This is a genomic window from Microbulbifer sp. NBRC 101763 (assembly GCF_040371615.1).
Taxonomy (GTDB): Bacteria; Pseudomonadota; Gammaproteobacteria; order Pseudomonadales; family Cellvibrionaceae; genus Microbulbifer; species Microbulbifer variabilis.
In genome coordinates this window covers 314,257-337,978 of record NZ_BAABQV010000004.1, presented here as the reverse complement: position 1 = coordinate 337,978, position 23,722 = coordinate 314,257, and the positions used below count along the sequence as shown (strand labels likewise).

The 23,722-nt window shown below is 47.3% G+C and carries 17 protein-coding genes; 8 read left to right on the top strand and 9 right to left on the bottom strand.

Annotated features, from left to right (window positions below):
• Positions 1-13 precede the first annotated feature (13 nt).
• From ABWV76_RS12060 to dcd, 4 genes are all read right to left on the bottom strand, one after another.
• Complete coding sequence (locus ABWV76_RS12060) at positions 14-688, bottom strand: class I SAM-dependent methyltransferase (RefSeq protein WP_020412649.1); 675 nt, start codon at positions 686-688, stop codon at positions 14-16.
• Between the two features lie 207 nt (positions 689-895).
• The gene (locus tag ABWV76_RS12055) at positions 896-1,963 is read right to left on the bottom strand and encodes a 3-deoxy-7-phosphoheptulonate synthase (RefSeq protein WP_353376047.1); all 1,068 of its coding nucleotides are present in this window, start codon (positions 1,961-1,963) and stop codon (positions 896-898) included.
• Between the two features lie 2,026 nt (positions 1,964-3,989).
• On the bottom strand, positions 3,990-5,198 hold the full coding sequence (locus tag ABWV76_RS12050) for a BaiN/RdsA family NAD(P)/FAD-dependent oxidoreductase (RefSeq protein ID WP_020412647.1): 1,209 nt from the start codon (positions 5,196-5,198) through the stop codon (positions 3,990-3,992).
• 37 nt (positions 5,199-5,235) lie between these two features.
• A complete protein-coding gene (dcd, locus tag ABWV76_RS12045) occupies positions 5,236-5,805 on the bottom strand; it encodes a dCTP deaminase (protein WP_020412646.1) in 570 nt (189 codons plus the stop codon).
• 195 nt (positions 5,806-6,000) lie between these two features.
• Here dcd and imuA point away from each other — a divergent pair, with 195 nt between their 5' ends.
• From imuA to ABWV76_RS12030, 3 genes are all read left to right on the top strand, one after another.
• Positions 6,001-6,720 carry a translesion DNA synthesis-associated protein ImuA gene (imuA, locus tag ABWV76_RS12040; protein ID WP_353376046.1) on the top strand — a complete coding sequence of 240 codons (720 nt, stop codon included), beginning with the start codon at positions 6,001-6,003 and terminating at the stop codon, positions 6,718-6,720.
• A gap of 22 nt (positions 6,721-6,742) precedes the next feature.
• Positions 6,743-8,254, top strand: a complete 1,512-nt coding sequence (locus ABWV76_RS12035; RefSeq protein WP_353376045.1) for a Y-family DNA polymerase — start codon at positions 6,743-6,745, stop codon at positions 8,252-8,254.
• A 102-nt stretch (positions 8,255-8,356) separates the two neighbouring features.
• Positions 8,357-11,479 carry an error-prone DNA polymerase gene (locus ABWV76_RS12030; protein ID WP_353376044.1) on the top strand — a complete coding sequence of 1,041 codons (3,123 nt, stop codon included), beginning with the start codon at positions 8,357-8,359 and terminating at the stop codon, positions 11,477-11,479.
• Between the two features lie 128 nt (positions 11,480-11,607).
• Here ABWV76_RS12030 and ABWV76_RS12025 read toward each other — a convergent pair whose 3' ends face one another.
• Together ABWV76_RS12025 and ABWV76_RS12020 are read right to left on the bottom strand one after the other, a co-directional pair.
• Complete coding sequence (locus ABWV76_RS12025; RefSeq protein ID WP_353376043.1) at positions 11,608-13,047, bottom strand: O-antigen ligase family protein; 1,440 nt, start codon at positions 13,045-13,047, stop codon at positions 11,608-11,610.
• A 132-nt stretch (positions 13,048-13,179) separates the two neighbouring features.
• Positions 13,180-13,614, bottom strand: coding sequence for a pilin (locus ABWV76_RS12020; RefSeq protein WP_353376042.1), 435 nt, complete (start codon positions 13,612-13,614; stop codon positions 13,180-13,182).
• Positions 13,615-14,004: 390 nt separating this feature from the next.
• On the opposite strand from ABWV76_RS12020, the gene pilB reads away from it, so the two are divergent.
• From pilB to yacG, 5 genes are all read left to right on the top strand, one after another.
• Positions 14,005-15,717 (top strand): type IV-A pilus assembly ATPase PilB, encoded by a 1,713-nt coding sequence (gene pilB / locus ABWV76_RS12015; RefSeq protein WP_353376041.1) that lies wholly within the window; start codon positions 14,005-14,007, stop codon positions 15,715-15,717.
• A gap of 264 nt (positions 15,718-15,981) precedes the next feature.
• Positions 15,982-17,196, top strand: coding sequence for a type II secretion system F family protein (locus tag ABWV76_RS12010; protein ID WP_353376040.1), 1,215 nt, complete (start codon positions 15,982-15,984; stop codon positions 17,194-17,196).
• An 11-nt stretch (positions 17,197-17,207) separates the two neighbouring features.
• Positions 17,208-18,092 (top strand): prepilin peptidase, encoded by an 885-nt coding sequence (locus ABWV76_RS12005; RefSeq protein ID WP_353376039.1) that lies wholly within the window; start codon positions 17,208-17,210, stop codon positions 18,090-18,092.
• Positions 18,093-18,204: 112 nt separating this feature from the next.
• Positions 18,205-18,813, top strand: coding sequence for a dephospho-CoA kinase (gene coaE / locus ABWV76_RS12000; protein WP_353376038.1), 609 nt, complete (start codon positions 18,205-18,207; stop codon positions 18,811-18,813).
• Positions 18,814-18,835: 22 nt separating this feature from the next.
• Positions 18,836-19,054, top strand: a complete 219-nt coding sequence (gene yacG, locus ABWV76_RS11995) for a DNA gyrase inhibitor YacG (RefSeq protein ID WP_020412635.1) — start codon at positions 18,836-18,838, stop codon at positions 19,052-19,054.
• 42 nt (positions 19,055-19,096) lie between these two features.
• On the opposite strand, the gene mutT is transcribed toward yacG, so the two are convergent.
• The 3 genes from mutT to secA all read right to left on the bottom strand — a co-directional run bounded on the left by mutT (position 19,097) and on the right by secA (position 23,693).
• The gene (mutT, locus tag ABWV76_RS11990; RefSeq protein ID WP_353376037.1) at positions 19,097-19,501 is read right to left on the bottom strand and encodes an 8-oxo-dGTP diphosphatase MutT; all 405 of its coding nucleotides are present in this window, start codon (positions 19,499-19,501) and stop codon (positions 19,097-19,099) included.
• 10 nt (positions 19,502-19,511) lie between these two features.
• Positions 19,512-20,714, bottom strand: coding sequence for a bifunctional glutamate N-acetyltransferase/amino-acid acetyltransferase ArgJ (argJ, locus tag ABWV76_RS11985; RefSeq protein WP_353376036.1), 1,203 nt, complete (start codon positions 20,712-20,714; stop codon positions 19,512-19,514).
• A gap of 234 nt (positions 20,715-20,948) precedes the next feature.
• Entirely contained in the window at positions 20,949-23,693 is a 2,745-nt protein-coding gene (gene secA / locus ABWV76_RS11980; RefSeq protein WP_020412632.1) for a preprotein translocase subunit SecA, read from the bottom strand.
• Positions 23,694-23,722 lie beyond the last annotated feature (29 nt).

Here is a 23,722-nt window from a genome sequence, read left to right as displayed (position 1 = left end):
TGTTGGTGAATTTCTATACGGAAGCTTGAAGGGTTAAATGCCATGCGGGTAGTCTTGTCCTGCCATGACTATCCTTTTCAATCCTTAACCCTTTCTTTCTCTGGAAGTCTTCAATAGCGGCAGCATTCCCTTTGTATTCAACTCTGTCCACACACTTTATGCTCCAGCCACTGGCCTCAACACTAGCTGCAATCTCAGATAGTTCGTTAGCCAGGGGCTTGGGCATTCCTAGTCTCGAGGGTGCGAAAGTAATCAAATGAAAAACCGTTTCTTTTGTGGCCAGTCGGCGCATTTCCTCTAAATAGGCGATGCGCTTATCTGCAGGTATCGCATGATAAACTGCCGAATCCAAAATGAAGTTGAACCCCGACTGCAAACCCGTATTGCAAGCATCACGTACCTCAAACGATATGCCGGAATCAGGATATACTTCCCGGCATTTCTCAATCGCTGTAGAAGAAGTATCTATTGCTATCACTTGATAACCTCGATCAGCAGCTGCTTTTGCGTTTCGACCAAGACCACAGCCGATATCCAACAGGCGACCGGGATGAGCTCTATCAAGAATTTCGCAAACCGCGGGTTGCGGTACTCCGATTTCCCAGGGAACGCTCGTTATTTCTGCACTCCCGATTAATGATTTGCCTTCATACACACCATTGAAATCAGCATGATCATATTCGCTCATAAAATATCCTTAAATTCTATTTGGCCCGATATATTTTGAATAGAATATTTAATCTATATCGAAATATTCCTGTCCTGGCATTCATTTAACTTCAACCGAACCAACCTCGTATAGAACATCCAAACTTTAAGGCCAAATGGATATCAGCCCAACAGGTTAGCTCCAAATACCGGCTAGAGTTCAACTTGAGATAAATGGAAATATTTTTTACTGGCGCTGGATAAAAACGTCATTAACCTGGGAAATGATATCTATTGTCTCATCCCAACCAATACAGCCGTCGGTGACTGAAACACCGTATTTCATTATATCCTTTGGTAAATGAATGGCTTGCTTACCTTCATTAAGGTTACTTTCCAACATTAATCCGACAATTGAGCTATTACTGTGTTTTAGTTGTTGAATAAGGTTATCGACAACCACCCTCTGCTGCCTGAAATCGTAATTGGAATTTGCATGGCTGCAGTCAATTACCAAATTACTGGGCAGCCTTGCTTCGGATAGAGTGCGAGCTACCTCTTCGACTGCTCGTTTCTCGTAGTTGGGATTCTCCCCACCTCTTAAAACAATATGAGTATTCAGGTTTCCCAGGCTGTTGATCACTGAAATTCTTCCATCTGAGTCGATTCCAAGAAAACTGTGTTTTCCAGACGCAGACCTCATGGCATTCATGGCTACCTGAATATTTCCATCGGTATTATTCTTAAATCCAACCGGCATAGATAACCCACTAACCATTTCACGATGGGTCTGTGACTCAGTGGTTCTGGCACCGATGGCCGCCCAGCTTATTAAATCTCCCAGATACTGAGGTGTTACCGGGTCCAATACTTCCGTTGCTACGGGAATTTCAAGCTCCGCCAGGTTGATCAATAGTTTTCTGGCGGCGGTTAGACCAGCTTCCACATCAAAGGAGCTATCTAACTTAGGATCATTGATAAATCCTTTCCAGCCAACTGTCGTCCTTGGTTTTTCAAAATAAACCCGCATAACAATTAGTAGATTTTCACTGTAATTGTCACTCAGGGACTTGAGGCGACTCGCATATTCCTTGGCGGCATCGATATCATGAATTGAACAAGGCCCCACAATTACTAAAAATCGCGGGTCTTTCCCATGTAAAATCTCGGTTATTGATTGCCTGGAGCGCTGAATAAAATCAGCCACATCAACGCTAACAGGATAGGCGGACCAGAGTTTTCTCGGGCTTACGATGCGATTAGCTGAAACAAAATTCAGGTTATTGGTTTGACTTGGCACAAGAACATCGAGCATATCAACAATCCTTATTCAACAATAGAAACCAACTTTACAATCTATTAAATACCTTTAACCACTATGTGAAATTTAAAATACAAAGGAATCCCTACCAGAATGAAAATTCCAGATCAACAAAAAAGGAATCCTGTCAGTACAAAAAATTAAATCTTACATAATGTACTCTTGATTTAAATCAATTCACAACTAGAGTGTTTTCTGCACGAGAGTCACAGACAAGCGACTAGTTCTTCTTTATGAGAAAACTATCAGTTTTCACAATAAGAATATGCATTACACTCTTCCGTTTTATAAAAATAATTTTATATGGCCGACACTTAAAGCCATATTGACATTATTACTATATACCAACTCAGGCTTGGTAAATTGCAACACTTTAATATTTCACAGCATCCTGCAATGAATCGATAATAACCTTATTACCTTATGAAGAAACTATGCTCTAGCTAACTCAGATGAAATTATCATTCAAAATATACAGTTTCATTACAAAACACCGTCATATACTTTTTTCTGTGGAGAAATTTCACCCTTAACTATAAAAAGAAAGCACACATAACTCACTTAACGGTTATCATTTTGAGCAACCGCTTCACCTTTCTAGATATTCATAGAATTAAATCTTATAACGAAACATCGGTGCGAATTTCAAACTCCACCATGGCAAATACCTCCACCTGGCAAATAACGTCTTGATCTTTCAGCTATCCCCTTCACTGTGCACCCTCAGATGAACAACACCTATAGCATCCCCTCTACAGTTAAAATCTCAACTCTCGGCACTCATGCTTTATTTAATTGAATTTATTAACCGATCATCTGCAAGGTGATGGAAACTCTTTACACCTACAATTTTACATCTTTGGACATCAGAATTTTTTCAAGCAAACATAGCAGTCAACTTAAAAACAGAGATTACAGAGGTGAAAAAAAAATAAAAGCCGCCAATGCAAAAATAAAACTTTCACGACCAAAATAGATGACCATGTCACATTTTTTCTCATATAATTTTAAATTTCAAATTTGGTATAACCAATCAACATCGCATTAAAGTATTAAATGCTTGTTATTTTTTACAAAAAATTAAACTTAAGTTTACAAAGCCCTTACAGGAATCATATTTCTAAAATTTTCACGTGGCCAATTTTTAGTTGGAGTTTTATTCTTCATAGATCATTAGAGGTTGCTTTAAGCTTTACCTACTTAAAACGATGGTGTCACTTATTTTTAATTTGACCAAAAAATATCGATAGCAATACTTTTAAAGTGCTCCTGAAGTAATTTATTCATCGAACATTACAATGCATATTGTTTTACCAACCAGAGATATGAATTGATAAAAATCAATTTTTATCCCCACTTACCAAACAGCGGCGAGCTTTTATTTACCATCCGTGACAATTGGCTAGTGCGGAGATCTCTCATAAGAGTTTAAAAATAATAGAAAACTGTGATTGGTTAAAATAAATTCCATGAAGTGCAATGGCTCGTATAAGTAAAAATAGCTGCCAACTTATGCCTGACCTGGCAATAATTTTGGTCTTATGCCAAATTTTAATCGACCAACTTCACAGCGTGTAACAGTGATGCCTACAAAAAAAAACAGTATTTATTTCCACTGAAAAGGAAGGGAGTTGGGAACCTTTAGTCGTCCGGGTGAGCTCATCGGATAGTCGGGCTTTTCCAAACTTTCCGCCGATCGCTGTTTTCATTTCCCTGAGAACTGCCACAAATAGTTCATAGTCAGATAGATATAGCTCACTTAACAGCCGTCACACGGTCCTAGAGACTGTTGAAGCCCAGAGGACACAGAGCTGAACCACTACGTCATTGGGCGTGGAAGCTATACTTTGGAATCTATTCGACAAGCTTCAAGAGACTTGTAAATTTGAATAGGTGACGGCGGCATCAATTCAATAAAAGCTTTTATAAACCAGCGGGTTACAGCCTCTAAATAATTTCAGTCACTTATTCAAAGATTATAGTGCTAGGAGTGTATACTCTTTACTGTTCCCGGACGCCATTAGACAACCTCCCCTGCAGCATGACCTGAAGCCCAAGCCCATTGGAAGTTAAAACCTCCCAACCACCCGGTCACATCAAGCACTTCCCCAATAAAGAAGAGCCCCGCCTGGGTTTTACATTCCATTGTGCGCGAAGAAATCTGTTCAGTATTCACCCCGCCCAAGGTAACTTCGGCAGTGCGATACCCCTCGGTGCCCGCGGGTACCAGTTTCCAGATTTGCAGCTTGCTACCCATATCGCGAAGTTCACCGTCCCCAAATTGCTTCAAGGGGCGGCTGGAGAGGTTTTCTCGTTGCAGGAAATACTGCACCAGCTTTTTACTCCAGATCTCGGCCAATACGCTATGTAAATGGCTTTCCGGATTCTGTTGGCGACGCTGCTGTAGCCAGTCAGGCAGGCTATGGTTAGGGGCAAGATTAATTACAACTTCCTTGCCTTCACTCCAGTGACTGGAAGCCTGTAAAACTGCTGGACCGCTCACCCCCCGGTGAGTAAATAGCATTTGCTCTAGGAAACTGCCCTCGCCACAGGAGGCAGAGACTTCAAGAGCACTACCCGGCAGAGTGCTTTGCCGTTCCAGCTGGCGTTTGTGTTGGGTAAAAGGTACCAACGCTGGACGAGTGGGAACCAAGTCCAGGCCAAACTGCCTGGCAATTTCATAGCCAAACCCTGTAGCCCCCATAGTGGGAATCGAAAGACCACCTGTAGCCACTACCAAGGACTCACAGGTAACGGTGCCCAAACTGGTTTTCACCTGATAGCCCGCGGCTTGCGCCTTTATCGTGGATACAGAACAACGGGTGCGAATCTGTGCTTTGGCTGCACGACACTCAGCTAGCAGCAGGTCGACGATATCCTTGGACTTGTTATCGCAGAATAGCTGGCCGAGAGTTTTCTCGTGATAGGGAATCCCATATTTTTCAACCAGTGCAATAAATTCCCACTGGCTATAACGTGCCAAGGCGGATTTACAAAAGTGGGGATTACGACTGTAAAAATTTTCAGCGCTGGTATAGAGATTGGTGAAATTACAGCGACCACCACCGGACATCAGAATTTTTTTACCGACCTTATTCGCATGGTCCAGTACCAGCACACTGCGACCACGCTGCCCAGCTGTGGCAGCACACATTAATCCCGCTGCCCCGGCACCGATAATCAATACATCGACGCACTCAGGCAACTGGCTATTGGATATTTCAGACATGGAAAGATAGCTTATGCAGCTCAATCGCCCTTGGCGATCAGGTCCGGGGCAGGGTTACACCACGCTGCCCCTGGTATTTACCACCTCGATCTGCATAAGACACATCACAGACCTCATCAGATTCGAAAAACAGCATCTGTGCCACGCCTTCATTGGCATAGATCTTCGCCGGCAGATTAGTAGTATTTGAGAACTCAAGGGTCACGTGCCCTTCCCACTCGGGTTCCAACGGAGTGACATTGACGATAATCCCACAGCGCGCGTAAGTGGATTTACCCAAGCAAATAGTCAGCACCGAGCGGGGAATACGGAAATACTCCACCGTACGTGCCAGGGCAAAGGAATTCGGCGGAATAATACAGTACTCGCCCTCGACATCGACAAAGCTGTTCTCATCAAATGTCTTGGGATCCACGGTAGCAGAGTGCACATTGGTGAAGATCTTAAATTCACGGGCACAGCGCACATCATAACCATAACTAGAAGTGCCATAGGAGATGAGTCTGTCGCCATCATTGCCATGACGTACCTGGCCCGGCTCAAAAGGCTCAATCATGCCGTGCTGCTCAGCCATCCGGCGAATCCACTTATCGGACTTGATACTCACTCCGTCCCCCTAAAAAGAATAATCAGTACTCAACAAAAGAGGCGGAATCATAGCCGGTTTAGGCTGTGCAAAAAAGTGCCGATCAACCCCTCCCTCCCTTGTTGCCCTCAATTATTTACTGTATAAATTAACAGTAATACTGTACAAGCATACAGCTCTTTGCCAGCTTCAGGTTGGTAGGAGGGCCTGAATGGAGTGGCGGAATCCGTGAATAGCGCAGAAAACTTCTTTCAAAACAAGCAGTTAAAGCATCAGTCTGAGCGCCGAAATCTAGAGCAGATACTGGCGAGAACGGACATTTGGCAGGCAGCCAATGAGCAGCGGCGCCCTCTCAGCGGTATCCCCACTGGTTTCAGAAGCCTGGATGCCGTTCTCAGAGGCCACGGTTGGCCTCGCAATGCCACTACTGAACTTCTGCTCAATCAAACCGGTATTGGCGAAATGACCTTATTACTGCCAACTCTGGCCCAGCTGACTCAAGCAGGACAAATGGTAATACTGGTCAGTCCGCCTTTTATTCCCTACGCTCCGGCACTGGCTCAAAGTGGCATTCAACTGGAAAATTTATTGCTTATACACCCCCGGGGACATAAGGATACTCTCTGGGCGGTGGAGCAATCTCTACAATCCGGAAGCTGTGGTGCCTTATTGAGCTGGCAAGGGAATCATACTTTAGAGGATAAGGAACTGCGGCGTCTGCAACTGGCAGCTCGCAATGGGGAGTGCCTGCACTTTCATTTCCGCCCTATATCTGAATCCCAAAACCCCTCTCCCGCCAGCCTGCGCCTGCAGCTAGGCAGTGATGGGGAACAACTGGCTGTGAATTTATTAAAGCAACGGGGAGGCACTGGCGGCCAGTCTTTGCACTTGGCCCGAGGCGCCAATTTGATTCGTCGTGACAGGCCAATACATTGACCATCGCCCCGAGGTCCAGCTCATGCTTTGGCTTTGCATCCAATTTCCCAAGCTTCCTCTTGAAGCCCTCATCCGCGCCCAGGGTCGAGATACACAGCCAGGCGTTCTCGCCGTGGTCGAGAAGCAACTTGTTGTTCAGAGCAGTAAAACAGCCACTGATCTCGGTATTGAGCCAGGCCTCAGTATCGCTACCGCCTGCGCACTGAGCGCAGACCTTCAACTGTTAGAGCGGGATATACAGAGAGAGCAACTGCAACTCGAACGGCTGGCCCAGTGGGGCTACAGCTTTACCCCAGTCGTCTCCCCCAAGGCTGCCAACACTGTAGAAAACGGAAGCAGTGACCCAGCCTGCTTGAATCTTGAGCTCAGCGGATGCCTGAAAGCGAATGGTGGCCTCAGGGCCTTTCTGGATCAGTTACAGAATGAGCTGGGCCAAATGGGGATTAGCAGTGTTATGGGACTCGGACACAGCCCCAGTGCCGCACGGATGCTAAGCCAACTGAGAGAACATCGCCAGTGGCTGGCAGAAACTCGTGTAGCCCCCAGCCCACAACAGTGGAAACAATGGATTAGTTTTTCCCCGAGCAAGCTACTCGACTGCGACAATAAAACCATTACCAAACTATATGCCTGTGGTATTAAGCGAGTAAGCCAATTGCTTGCCATTCCCCTATCCGAAGTGGGCTCCCGTTTTGGTCGTCATTTTGTAGATTATTTGGCACGTTTAAATGGTAGCCGTCAGGACCCCGTACCCAACTTTAACCCTCCCGCCCGGTTCGATAGCGAATTATTTTTTCCCGATCCACTGGATAACAGTGAACAGTTGCTCTTCCCCGCCGGCCGCCTGATTAGAGAGCTATGCCAGCAGCTACAACGCCGCCAGCTTTATACCCAGCAATTACACTGGCAGCTGGATTATGGGCAAGGAAAAAACAAGGAACTCATCGTGGAAGTCTCACACCCACTGCTAGACCCACAGCGCTTAATAGCGCTTACCAAGCTGCAGTTTGAAAGAGTATCCCTGGAGTGCCCGGTACAAACACTGCGCTTGAGTAGCAAGCAACTACAGCCGTTAGTGGAAGAAGAGTTCGGAGAGGACTTCTTTGATGCAGGCAACCAAGGCGAGCGCAGCTCTCAACTTTTGGACAAACTCAAGGCCCGTCTTGGACACCAAGCGATCTCCGGTATTGCCCTGAAAGAGAGCTACCTTCCCGAGCAGGCCTGGCAGAGCGCCGATAGCTTGCTAATAAAAACCAGCTCAAAGAAAAAAACTCACCAATTGACACCAATAAAAGCACCGCGCCCCTCCTGGTTGCTTCCCCGCCCTACCAAATTACTCAGCCGCAATCAAAAACTATTTCATCATAGTGAATTACAGCTGCTACAGGGCCCTGAACGTATTGATGGCTACTGGTGGCAGCATGGCCGCCATGGACGAGACTACTATATAGCTAAAGACCAGGACGGCAGTCTTTGTTGGATATTCCAGGATCTGACAACTGAAGAGTGGTTTTTACACGGCATATTCTCTTAATTATTGACAATTCATATCTAACAAATTTTCAGAAAAGAAACTTAACCTTTTTAAAAAAAGAAGCTGAACATTCTTCAATTTTAAATATCAAAGAGCATCAGCATGAGGTACGCAGAACTCTTTTGCCAAAGCAACTTTTCTTTTTTGCAGGGTGCATCACATCCCTGGGAATTGATACAGGAGGCTTACAATCTAGGTTATTCAGCACTAGCAATAACTGATGAGTGCTCCCTCTCCGGTATAGTTCGCGCTTATAAGGAACTTGAAAACATCAATCTTTCCCAAGAGAATTCAAAAGACAGAAAAAAACGGGAAACGCCCTTCAAACTTATTTGTGGAAGTTATCTTCGCCTTCAAGATGGCGGAAAGGCCGTTCTACTTGCCCCAAACAAAAGTGCCTATAGTGAACTCTGCCAACTTATCTCCACTTCTCGATTAAGAGCAGAGAAAGGCCAGTATAAAATTTTTCAGGAAGACTTACTTAAAATCTGCAGCGAGACTATTGCAATCTGGTTGCCAGAACCTGAAAAAGTCAGCATACCCGAGCCTATCAAGCAACACTTTGATGGCCGGCTATATATTGCTTACAGCAACCTTTTAAATGCAGATAGTAATAAACTGGCACAGGATCTTGCCCAGCTATCAAAGCAAGAGAACATTCCCCTTGTCGCCACCAATGCCATTTTGATGCACTGTCGCAGCAGAAAGCCCTTACAGGATGTACTCAATGCCAATTTTCACAACTGCACCCTGAATGAACTCGGATACCAACTCCAACAGAATGCTGAGCGCTACTTACGCAGTCTTGAAGATATTGAAAGGCTTTACCCTGAAGAGGCTATCTATAGAACTATAGCTATCGTAGAGCGGTGCAGCTTCTGTCTCAGTGAACTCCGCTATCAATACCCCTCTGAAGTTATCCCAAAAGATAAATCTCCAGCCAGCTATTTACGGGAACTGGTAAAGCTGGGCCGAAAATTTCGCTGGCCTAAAGGACCGGAAGAACGTATTGATATATTGATCGAAAAAGAGCTATCCATGATCGCCGAACTGGAGTATGAGCACTACTTCCTCACAATTTACGATATTGTCCAGTTCGCAAGAGATAAGAATATCCTCTATCAGGGGCGAGGATCTGCCGCTAATTCAGTTGTTTGCTACTGCCTTTTTATTACTGAAATTGACCCACATAAAATCGGCCTTTTGTTTGAACGTTTTATCTCTCGTGAGCGCAATGAGCCGCCAGATATCGATGTAGACTTCGAGCACGAAAGACGCGAGGAAGTCATCCAGTATATTTACCAAAAATATGGTCGAGACAGGGCCGGTCTTGCCGCCAGTAAGATTACTTACCGTTTTAAAAGTGCCCTTAGGGATATTGGTAAAGCGCTTGGTATAGGTTCAGCCACCATAGAACAACTTATTGCGGAGCGTGCCTGGTGGGACTCACTCGATGAATTCCCAAAGCAGATGCAAAAGGTCGGCATAGACCCAAACAGCACCACTGGTAAAAACCTACCTCTGCTATTGCAGCAGATATATGGATTCCCGAGACACCTTTCCCAACACGTAGGAGGCTTCGTTATTACCGAGCAGCCACTTTATCAGCTGGTTCCTATTGAAAATGCTGCAATGGAAGACCGCACCCTGGTGCAGTGGGATAAAGAGGATATTGAAGACTTAAAATTGATGAAGGTAGATGTGCTCGCGTTGGGTATGCTGACCGCCCTGCGCAAATCCCTGAGCTATATCTCCCTCTATGGCCCCAAACTACGTTTGCAGGATATCCCGGCTGAAGATCCGCAAGTGTACGAAATGATATGCCGCGCAGATACCGTCGGGGTTTTTCAAATAGAATCCCGCGCGCAAATGAGTATGTTACCCAGGCTACAACCCTGCAGCTTCTATGAACTCACCATTGAAATCGCCATAGTTCGCCCAGGACCAATCCAGGGTGGCATGGTACACCCCTACCTGAAACGTAAGCAGGGTCTGGAAGCCGTCAGCTACCCCCATGAAAGCTTACGACCAGTATTAGAGCGCACCCTCGGCGTACCGATCTTCCAGGAACAGGTTATCCAGCTCTCCATGGTTGCTGCAGGCTTCAGCGGGGGCGAGGCAGATGAATTGCGCCGCGCTATGGCCAGCTGGGGAAAAAATGGAGATCTCTATAAATTTAAAGACAAGTTGGTTAAAGGTATGCTGGAGAATGGCTATAGGGCTGACTTTGCCGAACAGTTGTTTAACCAAATGAAAGGCTTCGGATCTTATGGCTTCCCCGAGTCACATTCCGCCAGCTTTGCCCTCTTGGCTTATTTTTCTGCCTGGATTAAGTTTCATCACCCAGCTGCTTTTTATTGCGGCCTGCTCAATAGCCAGCCTATGGGGTTTTATGCACCGGCACAGCTTGTTTACGATGCGCAAAGGCATGGAGTAAAGGTGCTGCCTATTGATGTACTTTACAGCTACTGGGATCATCACCTGGAACCTCGAGAGCAATCGAAATTTTTTCATAATAAACCAGACATTATTCACCCATCCCTTCGTTTGGGGATGCGCTTGATTAAGGGCCTGAAGAAAACCGCGGCAAAAGCTATTATCAAGCTTAGGGGAAAGCAAAGGCTGCACTCAATAATTCAGCTTAAACAATGTTACGAACTGGATAATGAACAAATCACCTTTTTGGCAAAAGCCAATGCTTTCCAAAGTTTTGCACAAAATCGTTTTCAAGATAGCTGGCTATCCCTGGGCGATGTACAAGACACTCACCGGGACAATTACCAGACACACTATATAGTAAAAGATGCCACCGATAGCGACTATACCAGCACAGGGCTGAGTTTAAATGAACATCCGATTGCCCAACTACGTCGGAAGAAGCAATTTGAACACTGTATTCGCGCAAAAGATCTTACCCTTTGTAAAAACGAACAATATATCACTATCGTTGGTATGGTTACCTGCCGACAACGACCGGGAAGTGCCACAGGTATCATTTTTTTAACCTTAGAGGACGAGACAGGAAGCGCCAATATAATTATCCACAAACAGCAACAGGTACGGTATAAAAGAGAGGTTACGCGCGGGAATATTTTAGAGGTAAGCGGGAAGTTACAATTGGTCAAAGACCCTGACAACTTAAACTACCAAACCATTCACCTGATTGGCTATAGGCTTACCTGTCTCAGCTATAAATCCAGCCAGAAAACAAGAAACTTTCACTAAATCCCACTCTTGTATACATGAGCATTCATGTCTGTATGATTATGTTCTGGGCAAGCACTCAACACCTAACTGAATAATTCACCAAGATTATATGCTGCCGATAAAATAAGACTAACTAAAGTTAGATCTTAGTAATCCGACAAAATCAGTGGCGCTCCATTCCCCCAAAATCTTGGGCCGCGGACTTGCTCCTGTTGTCCCGCCTGCTGAACAAGGTATTTCCCTGCAAGATCTACAAACACAATTAAGCAAATAGCGCACAAGAATCGCACAGCAACGCTGACCGACTGATTTACTCTCAGAACTTTATGGCCTTCTAGATTAGCCCCTCCTAAGAGCAGCCCCATAAACAAAAAGAACAGCACCTGAGGTGCAGGCATCACAAAAACCCCACTGAAAAGGGAATAAAAAGATGCCGCACACAAGGCATAAAGTAAGGCGGCCTGAATATCTTTTTTTGTACTATCGTCATCACCCTTAAGCTGCTGATAAGAAGTCCAACACACCCAAAGTATGGCAGCCACCGCCGAAAGCGTAGCAATAGCCCCCCATTCATATAAAAACTGCAGAATGCTATTATGGGGATGCCCAAAAAAATAAACAAAGTCACGGAATGTGTAAGCGCCCACCCCATTACCGAAAAAGATATTCAAAGTTGAAAGTTTGCTTAACAACTCCCACCAAATAGCTAGACGTCCGGAGGTACTGGTACGGAAAATATGACCCACATTACCCAGCCACTCCAAAATCAGGAAGTACGCCATATAAGCAAAAGCACATACAATCAAACCATATAGAATTTGACGGCGCCAAGGCTTAAGAAAAACAAACGACAGCAACCCAGTTACAATAATCGACAACAGCAACCCTCTGGCACCGCTAGCAAAGGCCAACAAAAAATTAGCAAATAAGAATAAATACGCCAGACTATAAAACTTTGTTCTTGAAGCAAATATCAGCAGAAGCGGAATAATAAAAACCTGCACCTGATTAAAAAAACGGATATTACCAAAAGAAGAAAATATCATTCCCGCACGCAAAGACTCACTTACAAAAACTTCAAACCCCAAATCAAGTAGGCCTTTAAAGACTACCATTCCATGGACGAGCAAATAAATACCCAAAAGCCTTTGAGTCAGACCTGCCTTGGCAATATAAATGCCAACAAAAAAAACTGAGGGTAACATCAACCAGTGGAGACCCTCTAAAATAGAATGGTATTTATTATCAGAAAAGACTGCGGAGCCAAATATAAAAAAGCAGGAAGCCAGCCAGGGCAGAACCAACCCTCTAAGATTGAGAGTCTTGGCAACTCCAACCCTGTACTCTCTAAAAAAAACCAATAGGGTCGCAATCCCTATCAATGCTACCTGCACAAACCTCTTAAAATTGTAATAACCCGAACCGAGATCCAGTATCAACAGATGGAGAGGATTAATGGTTAGAAAAAACCATAATGAACAAATGGCAACACAAAACCAACCATATTTACTCTCACGACAGAAATCAGTTCCATGCAAGGTAGAAGCTGAATCACGAGCAGGTAATATTTTATAAAGTAGTGCCATTATTATTTTTAATACTATTTGCTAGTGCAAGGCAGCCAACAGCAAAGAGTTCTTTATTAGCAGGATTTTCAAATAAAAATGGACCACTAAAGTGGTCCATCTTTCAATAAAGCAGTAAATCTTTACTGTACATTAAGAAGCATTACGACACTCAGAAGGAACATATTTATGATTCTCTGCTTTTACGCCGCCACAAGCCCAAGTTACGCTACTACTACCTGCAGCGGAAGTGGGAGTAAGTGTAAGTTGAACAGAATTAGCTTTAGCTCCCATAGTTATAGCGATAGCACCAGATGAGTCGGTACAGCTCAATGTTAGAACATTACCACTTCCATTTGCTATTGTATTCACGCCTGCACAGTTGCCTGAAGCCGCTGGAGCGCCGCCATTATTCGCAATATTTTCAGCAATGGTGGCTTTAGCAGCAGATGCTAAGCCCAGGCCTTCAGAAACACGTGCACGCACTGTGTAATCCTGGTAAGCCGGCAGTGCTACCGCCGCCAAAATACCAATGATCGCTACCACGATCATCAATTCAATCAGTGTAAAACCCTGTTGCTTTTTCATTGTAACCGTCTCCATACAGACTTTTAAATAATGGTGAATCCCGTGAGGAAGTCCCGGAACAAGATACAAGGACTGTGCCAAGTTTGGCAAGCTGTAAGGAAAATTAAGAGTTGTCAGTGAGTAACCCATCACTTCCCACTAGAAAGTGCGTAGTGCTATAGCATTAACGCTGACAGCAGCTGCCCAGTTATGACAAAATTTGTCATCTTCTGTATGTGTATGTACTTATCAGGGCCTTGCATGATACTCATAGTGATGTTTGGCTCGCGCCCGGTAATTCGCTATATTTTACCTTCCTTCTTTTTATACGCCTGGGTTTACACAGGGCGGGCAATAAACTGGCCCATTCTCAATACTTGGCCCAAGGTAATTTTAGCGGCAGCGTAATCAATGACAACTTCCTCCCTTAGCGGTCTGGCCAAACGCCTGGTCGCAGATCAGGTTCTCGATGAATCAACGGCAACTTCTGCCATAAAAGCTGCGCGCAGGGAGAACCAGACCTTTGCCCAGCATGCCGTGGAGGCCAAGCTGGTCAAGAGCCGCGAGCTGGCCAATATCGCCTCCCAGGCCTTTGGTACCCCCTTGTTTGACCTGGGTGGCTATAACTTCGACCTGATCCCCAAGGATGTTGTCGATGAGAAATTAATCAGCAAGCACTTCGCACTACCACTATACAAACGCGGCAATCGCCTGTTTATCGCCGTGGCTGATCCCACCAACCTGGCCGGCCTGGATGAGATAAACTTCAATACTGGCCTAAGCACTGACGCGGTATTGGTTGAGGCGGATAAACTGGCCAAGGCCATTGAAAACTATCTGTCCGACAGCGGTGATATGGGTGCCGGCCTGGAGGGTATGGACGATGAAGAGCTGGATGCTCTGGATGTTGGTGGAGATGAGAAAAGCGAGGTTGATGATAATGACCCCGGCGGAGATGAGGCCCCTGTTGTGCGTTTTGTCAATAAGGTACTGCTCGACGCAATACGATCGGGTGCTTCAGATATCCATTTCGAACCCTATGAAAAATCCTACCGGGTCCGGTTTCGTACTGATGGCGTACTCCACGAGGTAGCCAAACCTCCTATCCAGCTCGCACCCCGCCTCTCAGCCCGCCTGAAAGTAATGTCCAAAATGGATATTTCCGAGCGGCGTATTCCACAGGATGGCCGTATCAAAATGAAGCTGTCCAAAACCAAGGCGATCGATTTCCGGGTTAACAGTTTGCCTACGCTTTGGGGAGAAAAAATCGTTCTGCGTATTCTGGACCCCTCTTCTGCCAAACTGGGAATTGATGCGCTCGGCTATGAAGATGAGCAAAAGCAAATCTATATGGACGCCCTGGCCCAGCCTCAGGGAATGATTTTAGTAACCGGCCCCACAGGTTCAGGGAAGACCGTGTCCCTGTATACTGGCCTTAACATCCTAAATACCGCAGAGCGCAATATATCCACTGCGGAAGATCCAGTCGAGATTAATCTGGAGGGCATCAACCAGGTCAATGTACACCCCAAGGTAGGGCTTAACTTTGCCGAGGCATTGCGATCTTTCCTAAGGCAAGATCCAGATATTGTTATGGTGGGGGAGATTCGGGACTTGGAAACCGCGGAAATTGCAATCAAGGCTGCGCAAACCGGTCATTTGGTGCTCTCCACGCTACATACCAACTCAGCTCCTGAAACCTTGACACGCCTCATGAACATGGGGGTTCCCACTTTTAACATCGCCACTTCTGTCAGTGTAATTATTGCACAGCGATTAGCACGACGTCTGTGTAATGAGTGCAAGAAACCGGTGACATTGCCATCAGAGGTCTTGGAGGCGGAAGGTTTCGCTACAGTTACAATTCCTAAAAGTGAGTGGGCGATTTTCCAGCCCGTTGGTTGCGAGCATTGCTCCAAGGGCTACAAGGGACGCGTTGGCGTGTATGAAGTGGTTCGCATCACCGATGGCATCTCCAGAATTATAATGGAGGGCGGCAATTCGATTCAGATTGCGGACCAGGCCCGCGAAGAGGGCTTTAATAATCTGAGGATATCGGCACTGCGCAAAGTTGTGATGGGTGTCACCAGCCTGGAAGAGGCAAACAGGGTGACTAAAGATTAGCCCTTTACGACTCGTGAAAACCTTTTTGTCCTAAACAGCACAGCTCTGGAGCCTGAATTTTATTTTGATCAAAATTAGTTCCAGTACCCGAGAATTAGCATCTATTTTCGAAAGAAACATTAGAGCGAGTTAATTAGCATACACTACTTCAACTTTTCGGATCTTCGCCCAGTTGAAGCTCTACACTCACGAACAATAGAGTTAAGAAGTACAAGAAATTTCAGGTTTTTCTGAGATAAGAGATAAAAAGCAGGAAAAGCAAATATGGCCAACGCTACAGCAGTTGCATACATCTATAAAGGAGTGGATAGTAAAGGGGCCAAGGTTCAAGGGGAAATAAATGGCACCAGCCCCGCACTAGTAAAAGCCCAATTACGCAAACAAGGTATTATAGCGAACCGGGTACAAAAAAAACCAAAGCCCCTGTTTGGCGCTGGCAAAAAGAAAGTAAAGCCCGCAGATATCGCTCTATTCACCCGGCAGATGGCCACTATGATGAAGGCCGGGGTTCCATTGGTGCAAAGCTTTGAAATCGTTGCCGATGGCCTGGATAACCTGGGTGTCAAGGAGCTTATTTTCAAACTCCGTGATGATGTGGCTTCGGGCACTGCATTTGCGGAGGCACTGCGCAAACACCCTCTCTACTTTGATGATCTTTTTTGTAACCTGGTAGCCTCTGGTGAGCAATCCGGTGCACTGGAAACAATGCTGGATAGGATTGCTACTTACAAAGAGAAGACGGAGTCTCTAAAAGCAAAAATCAAGAAGGCGATGACTTACCCCATTGCGGTAATGGTGGTAGCGATTGTAGTCACCTCAATTCTATTGATTAAAGTTGTCCCCCAATTTGCAGAGACTTTTTCCAGCTTTGGGGCAGATCTGCCCGCCTTTACCCAGCTGGTAGTAGGCATGTCCGAATGGATGCAGGAAAATTGGTTTTTTGCGCTGCTCGCTGTAGTAATCAGCATCGGCGGCACTATCGAAGCCAAAAAGCGCAACAGAAAAGTGGCTGAGTTCTTCGACCGCCTAATATTGAAACTGCCCATTCTGGGAATAATCACCTACAACTCCATTTCGGCACGTTTTGCGCGTACCCTATCTACTACCTTTGCTGCCGGTGTCCCTCTTATTGATGCCTTAAAGTCTGTGGCTGGTGCTACGGGTAATAGCCTCTATGAGGAGGCAACGCTTAAGATCAGAGACTCTGTAGCTACTGGTATCCCCCTCAATGCGGCACTTCGCTCCTCTGGCCTATATCCGACCATGCTGGTACAAATGGCAGCCATTGGTGAGGAGTCCGGAGCTCTGGACGATATGCTGGGAAAGGCTGCCGACTATTACGAGGAGGCTGTCGACAATATGGTGGACAACCTTACAACTCTTATGGAACCAATGATCATGGCAGTTTTGGGTATTCTGGTTGGCGGCTTGATGATTGCCATGTATCTTCCTATCTTCCAGTTAGGTCAAGTAGTATAAGAAAGAATACGATGCTCGAAACGTTAGCTTCATACCCAGCGCTGCTCCTAAGCAGCGCTTTTATTTTGGGCCTACTTATAGGCAGTTTCCTCAATGTCGTTATTCTGCGCCTGCCAGTAATGATGGAGCGCGAATACAAGCGGGATTTTTACAGCTACTTTGACACAAAGCCTGACAAAGCCGAGCAAGAGGAGCTGAATAAACCGTTCAATCTGGTGTTGCCCCACTCCCATTGCCCCAAGTGCAAAACCGAAATCAAACCCTGGCAGAATGTACCGGTAATCAGTTTCTTATTTCTACGTGGTAAATGCGGCTCCTGTGGCACAGCGATTTCCAGACGCTACCCCACGGTGGAACTGATCACAGGGATTCTCACCGCAGTAATTGTGTGGCAACTGGGCTTTACCTGGCAGGCACTGGCTGGCTGTGTGTTTACCTGGGTTTTGATCGCTCTCACCGGCATAGACTTTGATAAACAGCTACTGCCAGACAACCTTACCCTGCCGTTACTCTGGGGGGGACTGTTCATCAACCTGTGGGGGGTATTTGCCCCCCTGCAAGACGCCGTGATCGGTGCAATTGCTGGCTACCTGTCACTGTGGCTTGTATTCCATATCTTTAAGCTGGTCACCGGCAAAGAGGGTATGGGAGCTGGGGATTTCAAGATACTCGCCGCTATCGGGGCATGGTTTGGCTGGCAGATATTACCATTGGTGGTAGTACTCTCTGCCGCAGTAGGCGCTATTGCAGGTATTGCTTGGAGCCTGGCCAAAGGGCGAGACCATAGACTATCAATCGCCTTTGGCCCCTATTTGGCTGGAGCGGGCTGGATTGCCATGTTATGGGGAGATCAGATCATCGGTTGGTATTTGAACTTTTCGGGGCTCGCAAACTGAAAACTCTTCTCAGTTAGCTCTAGCAGAGTAAGTGATTTAACATAAACCCGGCCCGGCATTGGCCGGGTTTCTTGTTTATAACCCCAGTTTTTTAGTTCAAGGAGGCAACATATTGTTCCGGGTAGGCTTAACTGGTGGTATTGGCAGTGGAAAATCTGCCGCCGCTGAGTGCTTTCGTGAGCTGGGCATCCATGTGGTAGATGCAGACTGGGCTGCCAGGGTAGTCGTACAGCCCGGCAAGCCGGCACTAGAGAAAATTGCCCAGCATTTCGGCGCTGGGATTTTACTTGAGAATGGCGAACTGAACCGAGCGCAGCTGCGCAGCCTGATTTTTGAGGATACTGAAGAGAGAGCCTGGCTGGAGGGCCTGCTACATCCTCTGATACGGGAGGAGATCCTCAGCTCCCTGGAACAAAGCCCAAGCCAGTATGCGATACTGGAATCGCCCCTTTTAATTGAATCCGGCCAGTACCAGCTGGTGGACAGGATTTGTGTGGTGGATCTGCCAGAGAACTTGCAGGTAGAAAGGGCCACTGCAAGGGATAACAATCACGAAGAGCAGATTCGCAAAATCATGGCGGCACAACTGGGCAGACAGGAACGACTGGATAAAGCCGATGATGTGCTGGACAATTCTGCCGGCCTGGCGGAGCTGCGCGGCCAAGTTGAATTACTGCATCAAAAGTACTTACAAATGGCGGCCACCACTAAACACAACTGAATTAGTAATACTCCAAGTTAATATGTCCAAAAGTAAAGAAACCCCAACCTTAAGCTGCCCCACCTGTAAAAAGCCTGTGGAGTGGAATGATAAGTTTCCATTTAAGCCTTTTTGCAGTGAACGCTGTAAGCTGATTGACTTGGGCGAATGGGCCAGCGAAGGGCATAAGATTCCAGGTGAATCTATTTATGATGACGTTCTAAGTGACGACCTGGACCCGACCAAGCAGCGCCGCAACTAAGTTTTGGGCCTAACTGGCCCGAGCTGATTTATTTGCTGACCTTTAAGAGAATGGCGCAGCGGTTTTAATCGCCTCAATAATCGCCTGGTTGGCATCGGGAAACTGAAAGTTATCCAACTCCTGAACGGCTACCCAGGCAGTCTCTTGCCCTTCCTGACCCATAGCCTCCCCGGTAAACGCCGTTACCTGCCAGGTATCCAGCAAGACTGTTTTTTCTGGATATTCGTGGCGAATTTCCACCAGAGGAACCAGTTCAGTTATCTCGATTGCCACTTCCTCACGCAGCTCGCGGGAGAGCGCCTGCTGCACACTCTCCCCTTCCTCCACCTTGCCACCGGGAAACTCCCAGCGCCCGCCCATATGCAAGTGGTCCGGGCGGCGGGCAATCAGGATTTTGCCATCATCACGAGATACAACCCCAACAGCAACATGAATAACACTGGTCACTACAACTTCCTCAGGTACGGTACTCGGCGTTGATGGTGACATACTCGTGGGAGAAGTCACAGGTCCAGACATGCTCACTACAGTTGCCACGGCCCAATTCTATTCGAATAGTAAATTCAGGCTTGGAAAATACCTGTTCACCCTGCTCTTCAAGATAATTTACTGAGCGCCCTCCGGCTTCCACCACCTGTACCTGATCCAGGTATATATTGACCTTGGTGGTATCCAGGCTTTCCGGGATTGCATTACCAATCGCCATCACCAGGCGCCCCCAATTGGGATCTGAGGCATAGAGCGCGGTTTTTACCAGGGGGGATTCGCCAACTTCAAAAGCAACACGCAATGCCTCTGCGCTACTCGCAGCACCCTCAACCTGTACAATGACAAACTTGGTTGCACCTTCACCGTCTTTAACAACCGCCTTCGCCAGCTCTATATGCAGCTGGGTAATGGCCCCCATCAGCGCGGAATAAGCCCGATCTTCGCTGTTTTCAATCTGGCTGCCAGTCGCTCCTGTAGCAATAAGCACACAGGCATCATTAGTTGAGGTATCCCCATCCACACTGACCCTGTTAAAAGAAGCATTCACCGCTTCCTTAACCATCTTATCAAGCAGTGGCTGCGCAACATGCGCATCTGTAGCGACATAAGCCAACATAGTCGCCATATTTGGCTGGATCATGCCGGAGCCTTTGGCGATACCGACGACAGTAATCTCTTCGCCACCAATCTCCAGGGTTCGGCTCGCTGTTTTTGGGTGAGTGTCCGTGGTCATAATGGCCTTCGCAGCACCGTCCCATCCACTATCTGACAGCTGCTCGGCAGCACGGGGAATCGCATCCAGCAAACGCTGGAGCGGCAGATGTTCACCAATCACACCAGTACTGAATGGCAACACTTGCTCAGCACGCATATTGATCGCCCTGGCCACAGCCTCACAGCAGGCCTGGGCATCACTAAGCCCTCGACTCCCGGTGGCCGCATTGGCATTGCCCGCATTGATCAGCAAAGCGCGCACGTTTCCTTTGGAAATATGTTCCTTCGCCACAACCACAGGCGCTGCGCAGAAAGAGTTCTGGGTAAAAGTGGCTGAAACCGAGGCCTCTTTAGAGATTTCGATCAAAAGCAAATCGTCACGCTGCCAGTCCTTTATTCGAGCTGGAACACTGGCGAGGCGGACCCCTTTAACTGGGGGGAGTAATGAGCTAGACATAACAGTAAGACTTTTGCGCCAACTGGGAGCAAGCGCTCTCGGAGGCCAGTAGTGATTAAAAGAGCGTCATTATTAAAGCGTAACGAAGATTGGGCAAGATAAATTCAGGGCTTAATGCGGATTAAAAGTATCTAGCCGCAGAATATTTTGAAAAGAGATAAAAAAGACCCCACTCATGGCGGGGTCTTTGCGGGCTAAATGCCTCTATCTACGCGCTAAAACTCGTCCAAGACGTTAGCTTTGCGGAGAGGAAGCCAGCTTGCCGTGGCACTGCTTGTATTTCTTACCGGAACCACAGGGGCAAGGATCGTTACGGCCTACTTTTGGCCCGCGACGCTCAGGCACAGACGCTGCCTGTGGCTGTGGTTCGCTCTCGGGCAAGGCGGAAGCCGCGGCATGCTGCAAGTCCAGTTGTTGCTTGCGCTGCTCTTCCAGGCGCTGCTGCTCCAATTCATCCATTTGCTCGCGGGTCATCGGCTCTACATGGGCGAGGATTCGCACCACTTCGTGCTTGAGGTTTTCCAGCATGCTCTGGAACAGGTGGAAGGACTCACGCTTGAATTCCTGCTTGGGGTTCTTGTTGGCATACGCACGCAGACCGATGCCAGCCCTCAGGTGGTCCATGCTGGAGAGGTGCTCTTTCCACAGCTGGTCCAGCACCTGTAACATAATCTGACGCTCGACTGTCGGCATCAAATTTTCATCACCAGAGGATTCACTGATACGCGTGACCTTGGTTGCATAGGCTTCCTGGGCTGAAGCAATCACTTTCTCACGCAAGCTCTCCTCATGCAGAGTACGGTCTTCATCCAGCCACTGCTGTACCGGCAACTCGATACCCAGCTCCCCCGCCAGCTGTTTCTCCAGTGCAGGAATATCCCACTGCTCTTCAACACTCTGCGGGGGCACCGAGGCAGAAATGATTTCATTGACAACATCTTCACGAATCGCACCAATGGTGTCACTAATCTGGTCCGCCTCCAGCAACTCATTACGCTGACTGTAAATGACCTGGCGCTGGTCATTGGCCACATCATCGTATTCCAGCAACTGCTTGCGGATATCGAAGTTGCGACCTTCAACGCGACGCTGGGCCTTTTCGATAGCGTTGGAAACCATGCGATGCTCAATAGCCTCACCGCGCTCCATACCCAGCATCTGCATAAAGTTTTTCACCCGGTCAGAGGCGAAAATACGCATCAGATTATCTTCAAGAGACAGGTAGAAACGGGTTACACCCGGGTCACCTTGACGCCCGGCACGACCGCGCAACTGGTTATCGATACGACGGGATTCATGGCGCTCGGTACCGATAATATGTAAGCCACCGGCTTCGATTACCTGGTCATGACGCTTCTGCCAATTTTCTTTTACTGCAGCAATCTCATTCTCTGCCAGCTCACGGCCCTTCTCTTTAGCCTGTTCCGCAGCTTCGGCTTCCCAGTTCCCCCCCAGGACAATATCAGTACCACGACCGGCCATATTTGTGGCAATCGTAACTGCACCAGGGCGGCCAGCCTGGGCAATAATCTGCGCTTCGCGCTCATGGTATTTTGCGTTCAGGACCTGGTGCTGGATACCGGCCTTTTGCAGCATGCGCGACATTTCTTCAGAGGTTTCGATAGACGCTGTACCGACAAGGATCGGCGCCTGCTTTTCACGGCAGAACTTCACATCCTCAATGATCGCATCCATCTTCTCTTCTTTGCTCAGGTAGACCAAATCGTTGAGGTCTTCCCGCTGGATATCTTTGTTGGTAGGGATTACTACCACATCCAGACCGTAAATCTGCTGGAATTCGAAGGCTTCGGTATCGGCAGTACCGGTCATACCGGAAAGCTTTGGATAAAAGCGGAATAAATTCTGGAAAGTTGTAGAGGCCAGAGTTTGGCTCTCACTTTGGATCTGAACGTTTTCCTTCGCTTCCAACGCCTGGTGTAAACCTTCAGACAAACGACGGCCTGGCATGGTACGGCCAGTATGCTCATCAATCAGCACCACCTGGCCATTCTGCACGATGTAATCCACATCTTTATTAAACAGTACATGCGCACGCAGAGCCGCGTGAACATGATGCAGCAAGCCCAGGTTACCGGGCGCATAGAGGGACTGATCTTCTTTCATCAGGCCACTGCGGGACAGTAACTCTTCGATCAGCAAATGGCCCTGTTCAGTCAACTCTACCTGGCGAGTCTTCTCGTCTACCGTGTAGTGACCTTCCCCCCCCTCTTCCGCACGCTCAAGCTGAGGAACCAGCTTGTTCATGGCCATATAAAGATGGGAGGAATCCTCCGCGGCACCGGAGATAATCAGCGGCGTACGCGCCTCGTCGATGAGGATCGAGTCTACCTCGTCGACAATCGCAAAGTTTTGCGGGCGCTGGGTGCGATCCTCTTTACGCAACACCATATTGTCACGCAGGTAATCGAATCCGAATTCATTATTGGTGCCGTAAGTAATGTCAGCCTGATATGCAGCTTTCTTATCATCCGGGTGCTGCTGGGAGACAATGACACCCACGCTCATGCCCAGGAATTCGAAGACAGGGCGCATCCAGTTGGCATCCCGGGATGCCAGGTAGTCGTTTACCGTAACAATATGCACACCCTTGCCTTCCAGTGCATTCAGGTAAGCTGGCAGGGTCGCTACCAGTGTCTTACCTTCACCGGTACGCATCTCTGCGATACGGCCTTCATGGAGAGTCATACCACCAATCATCTGCACATCAAAATGACGCATACTCAAGGTGCGACGGCCGGCCTCACGCACCGCAGCGAAAGCCTCCGGTAACAGCTGGTCCAGTGTTTCCCCATCCGCTATGCGCTTTTTAAATTCATCTGTTTTGGCGCGAAGGGCCGTGTCATCAAGCTTCTGGAAATCCTCTTCCAATGCATTGATCTTTTCCACGATCCGTCGCATACGCTTCAGCTCGCGGTCATTTTTTGAACCAAAGACCGATTTAATCAGTTTGCCAATCATTATCTAGAAACCACTTATCTTATGTGCGC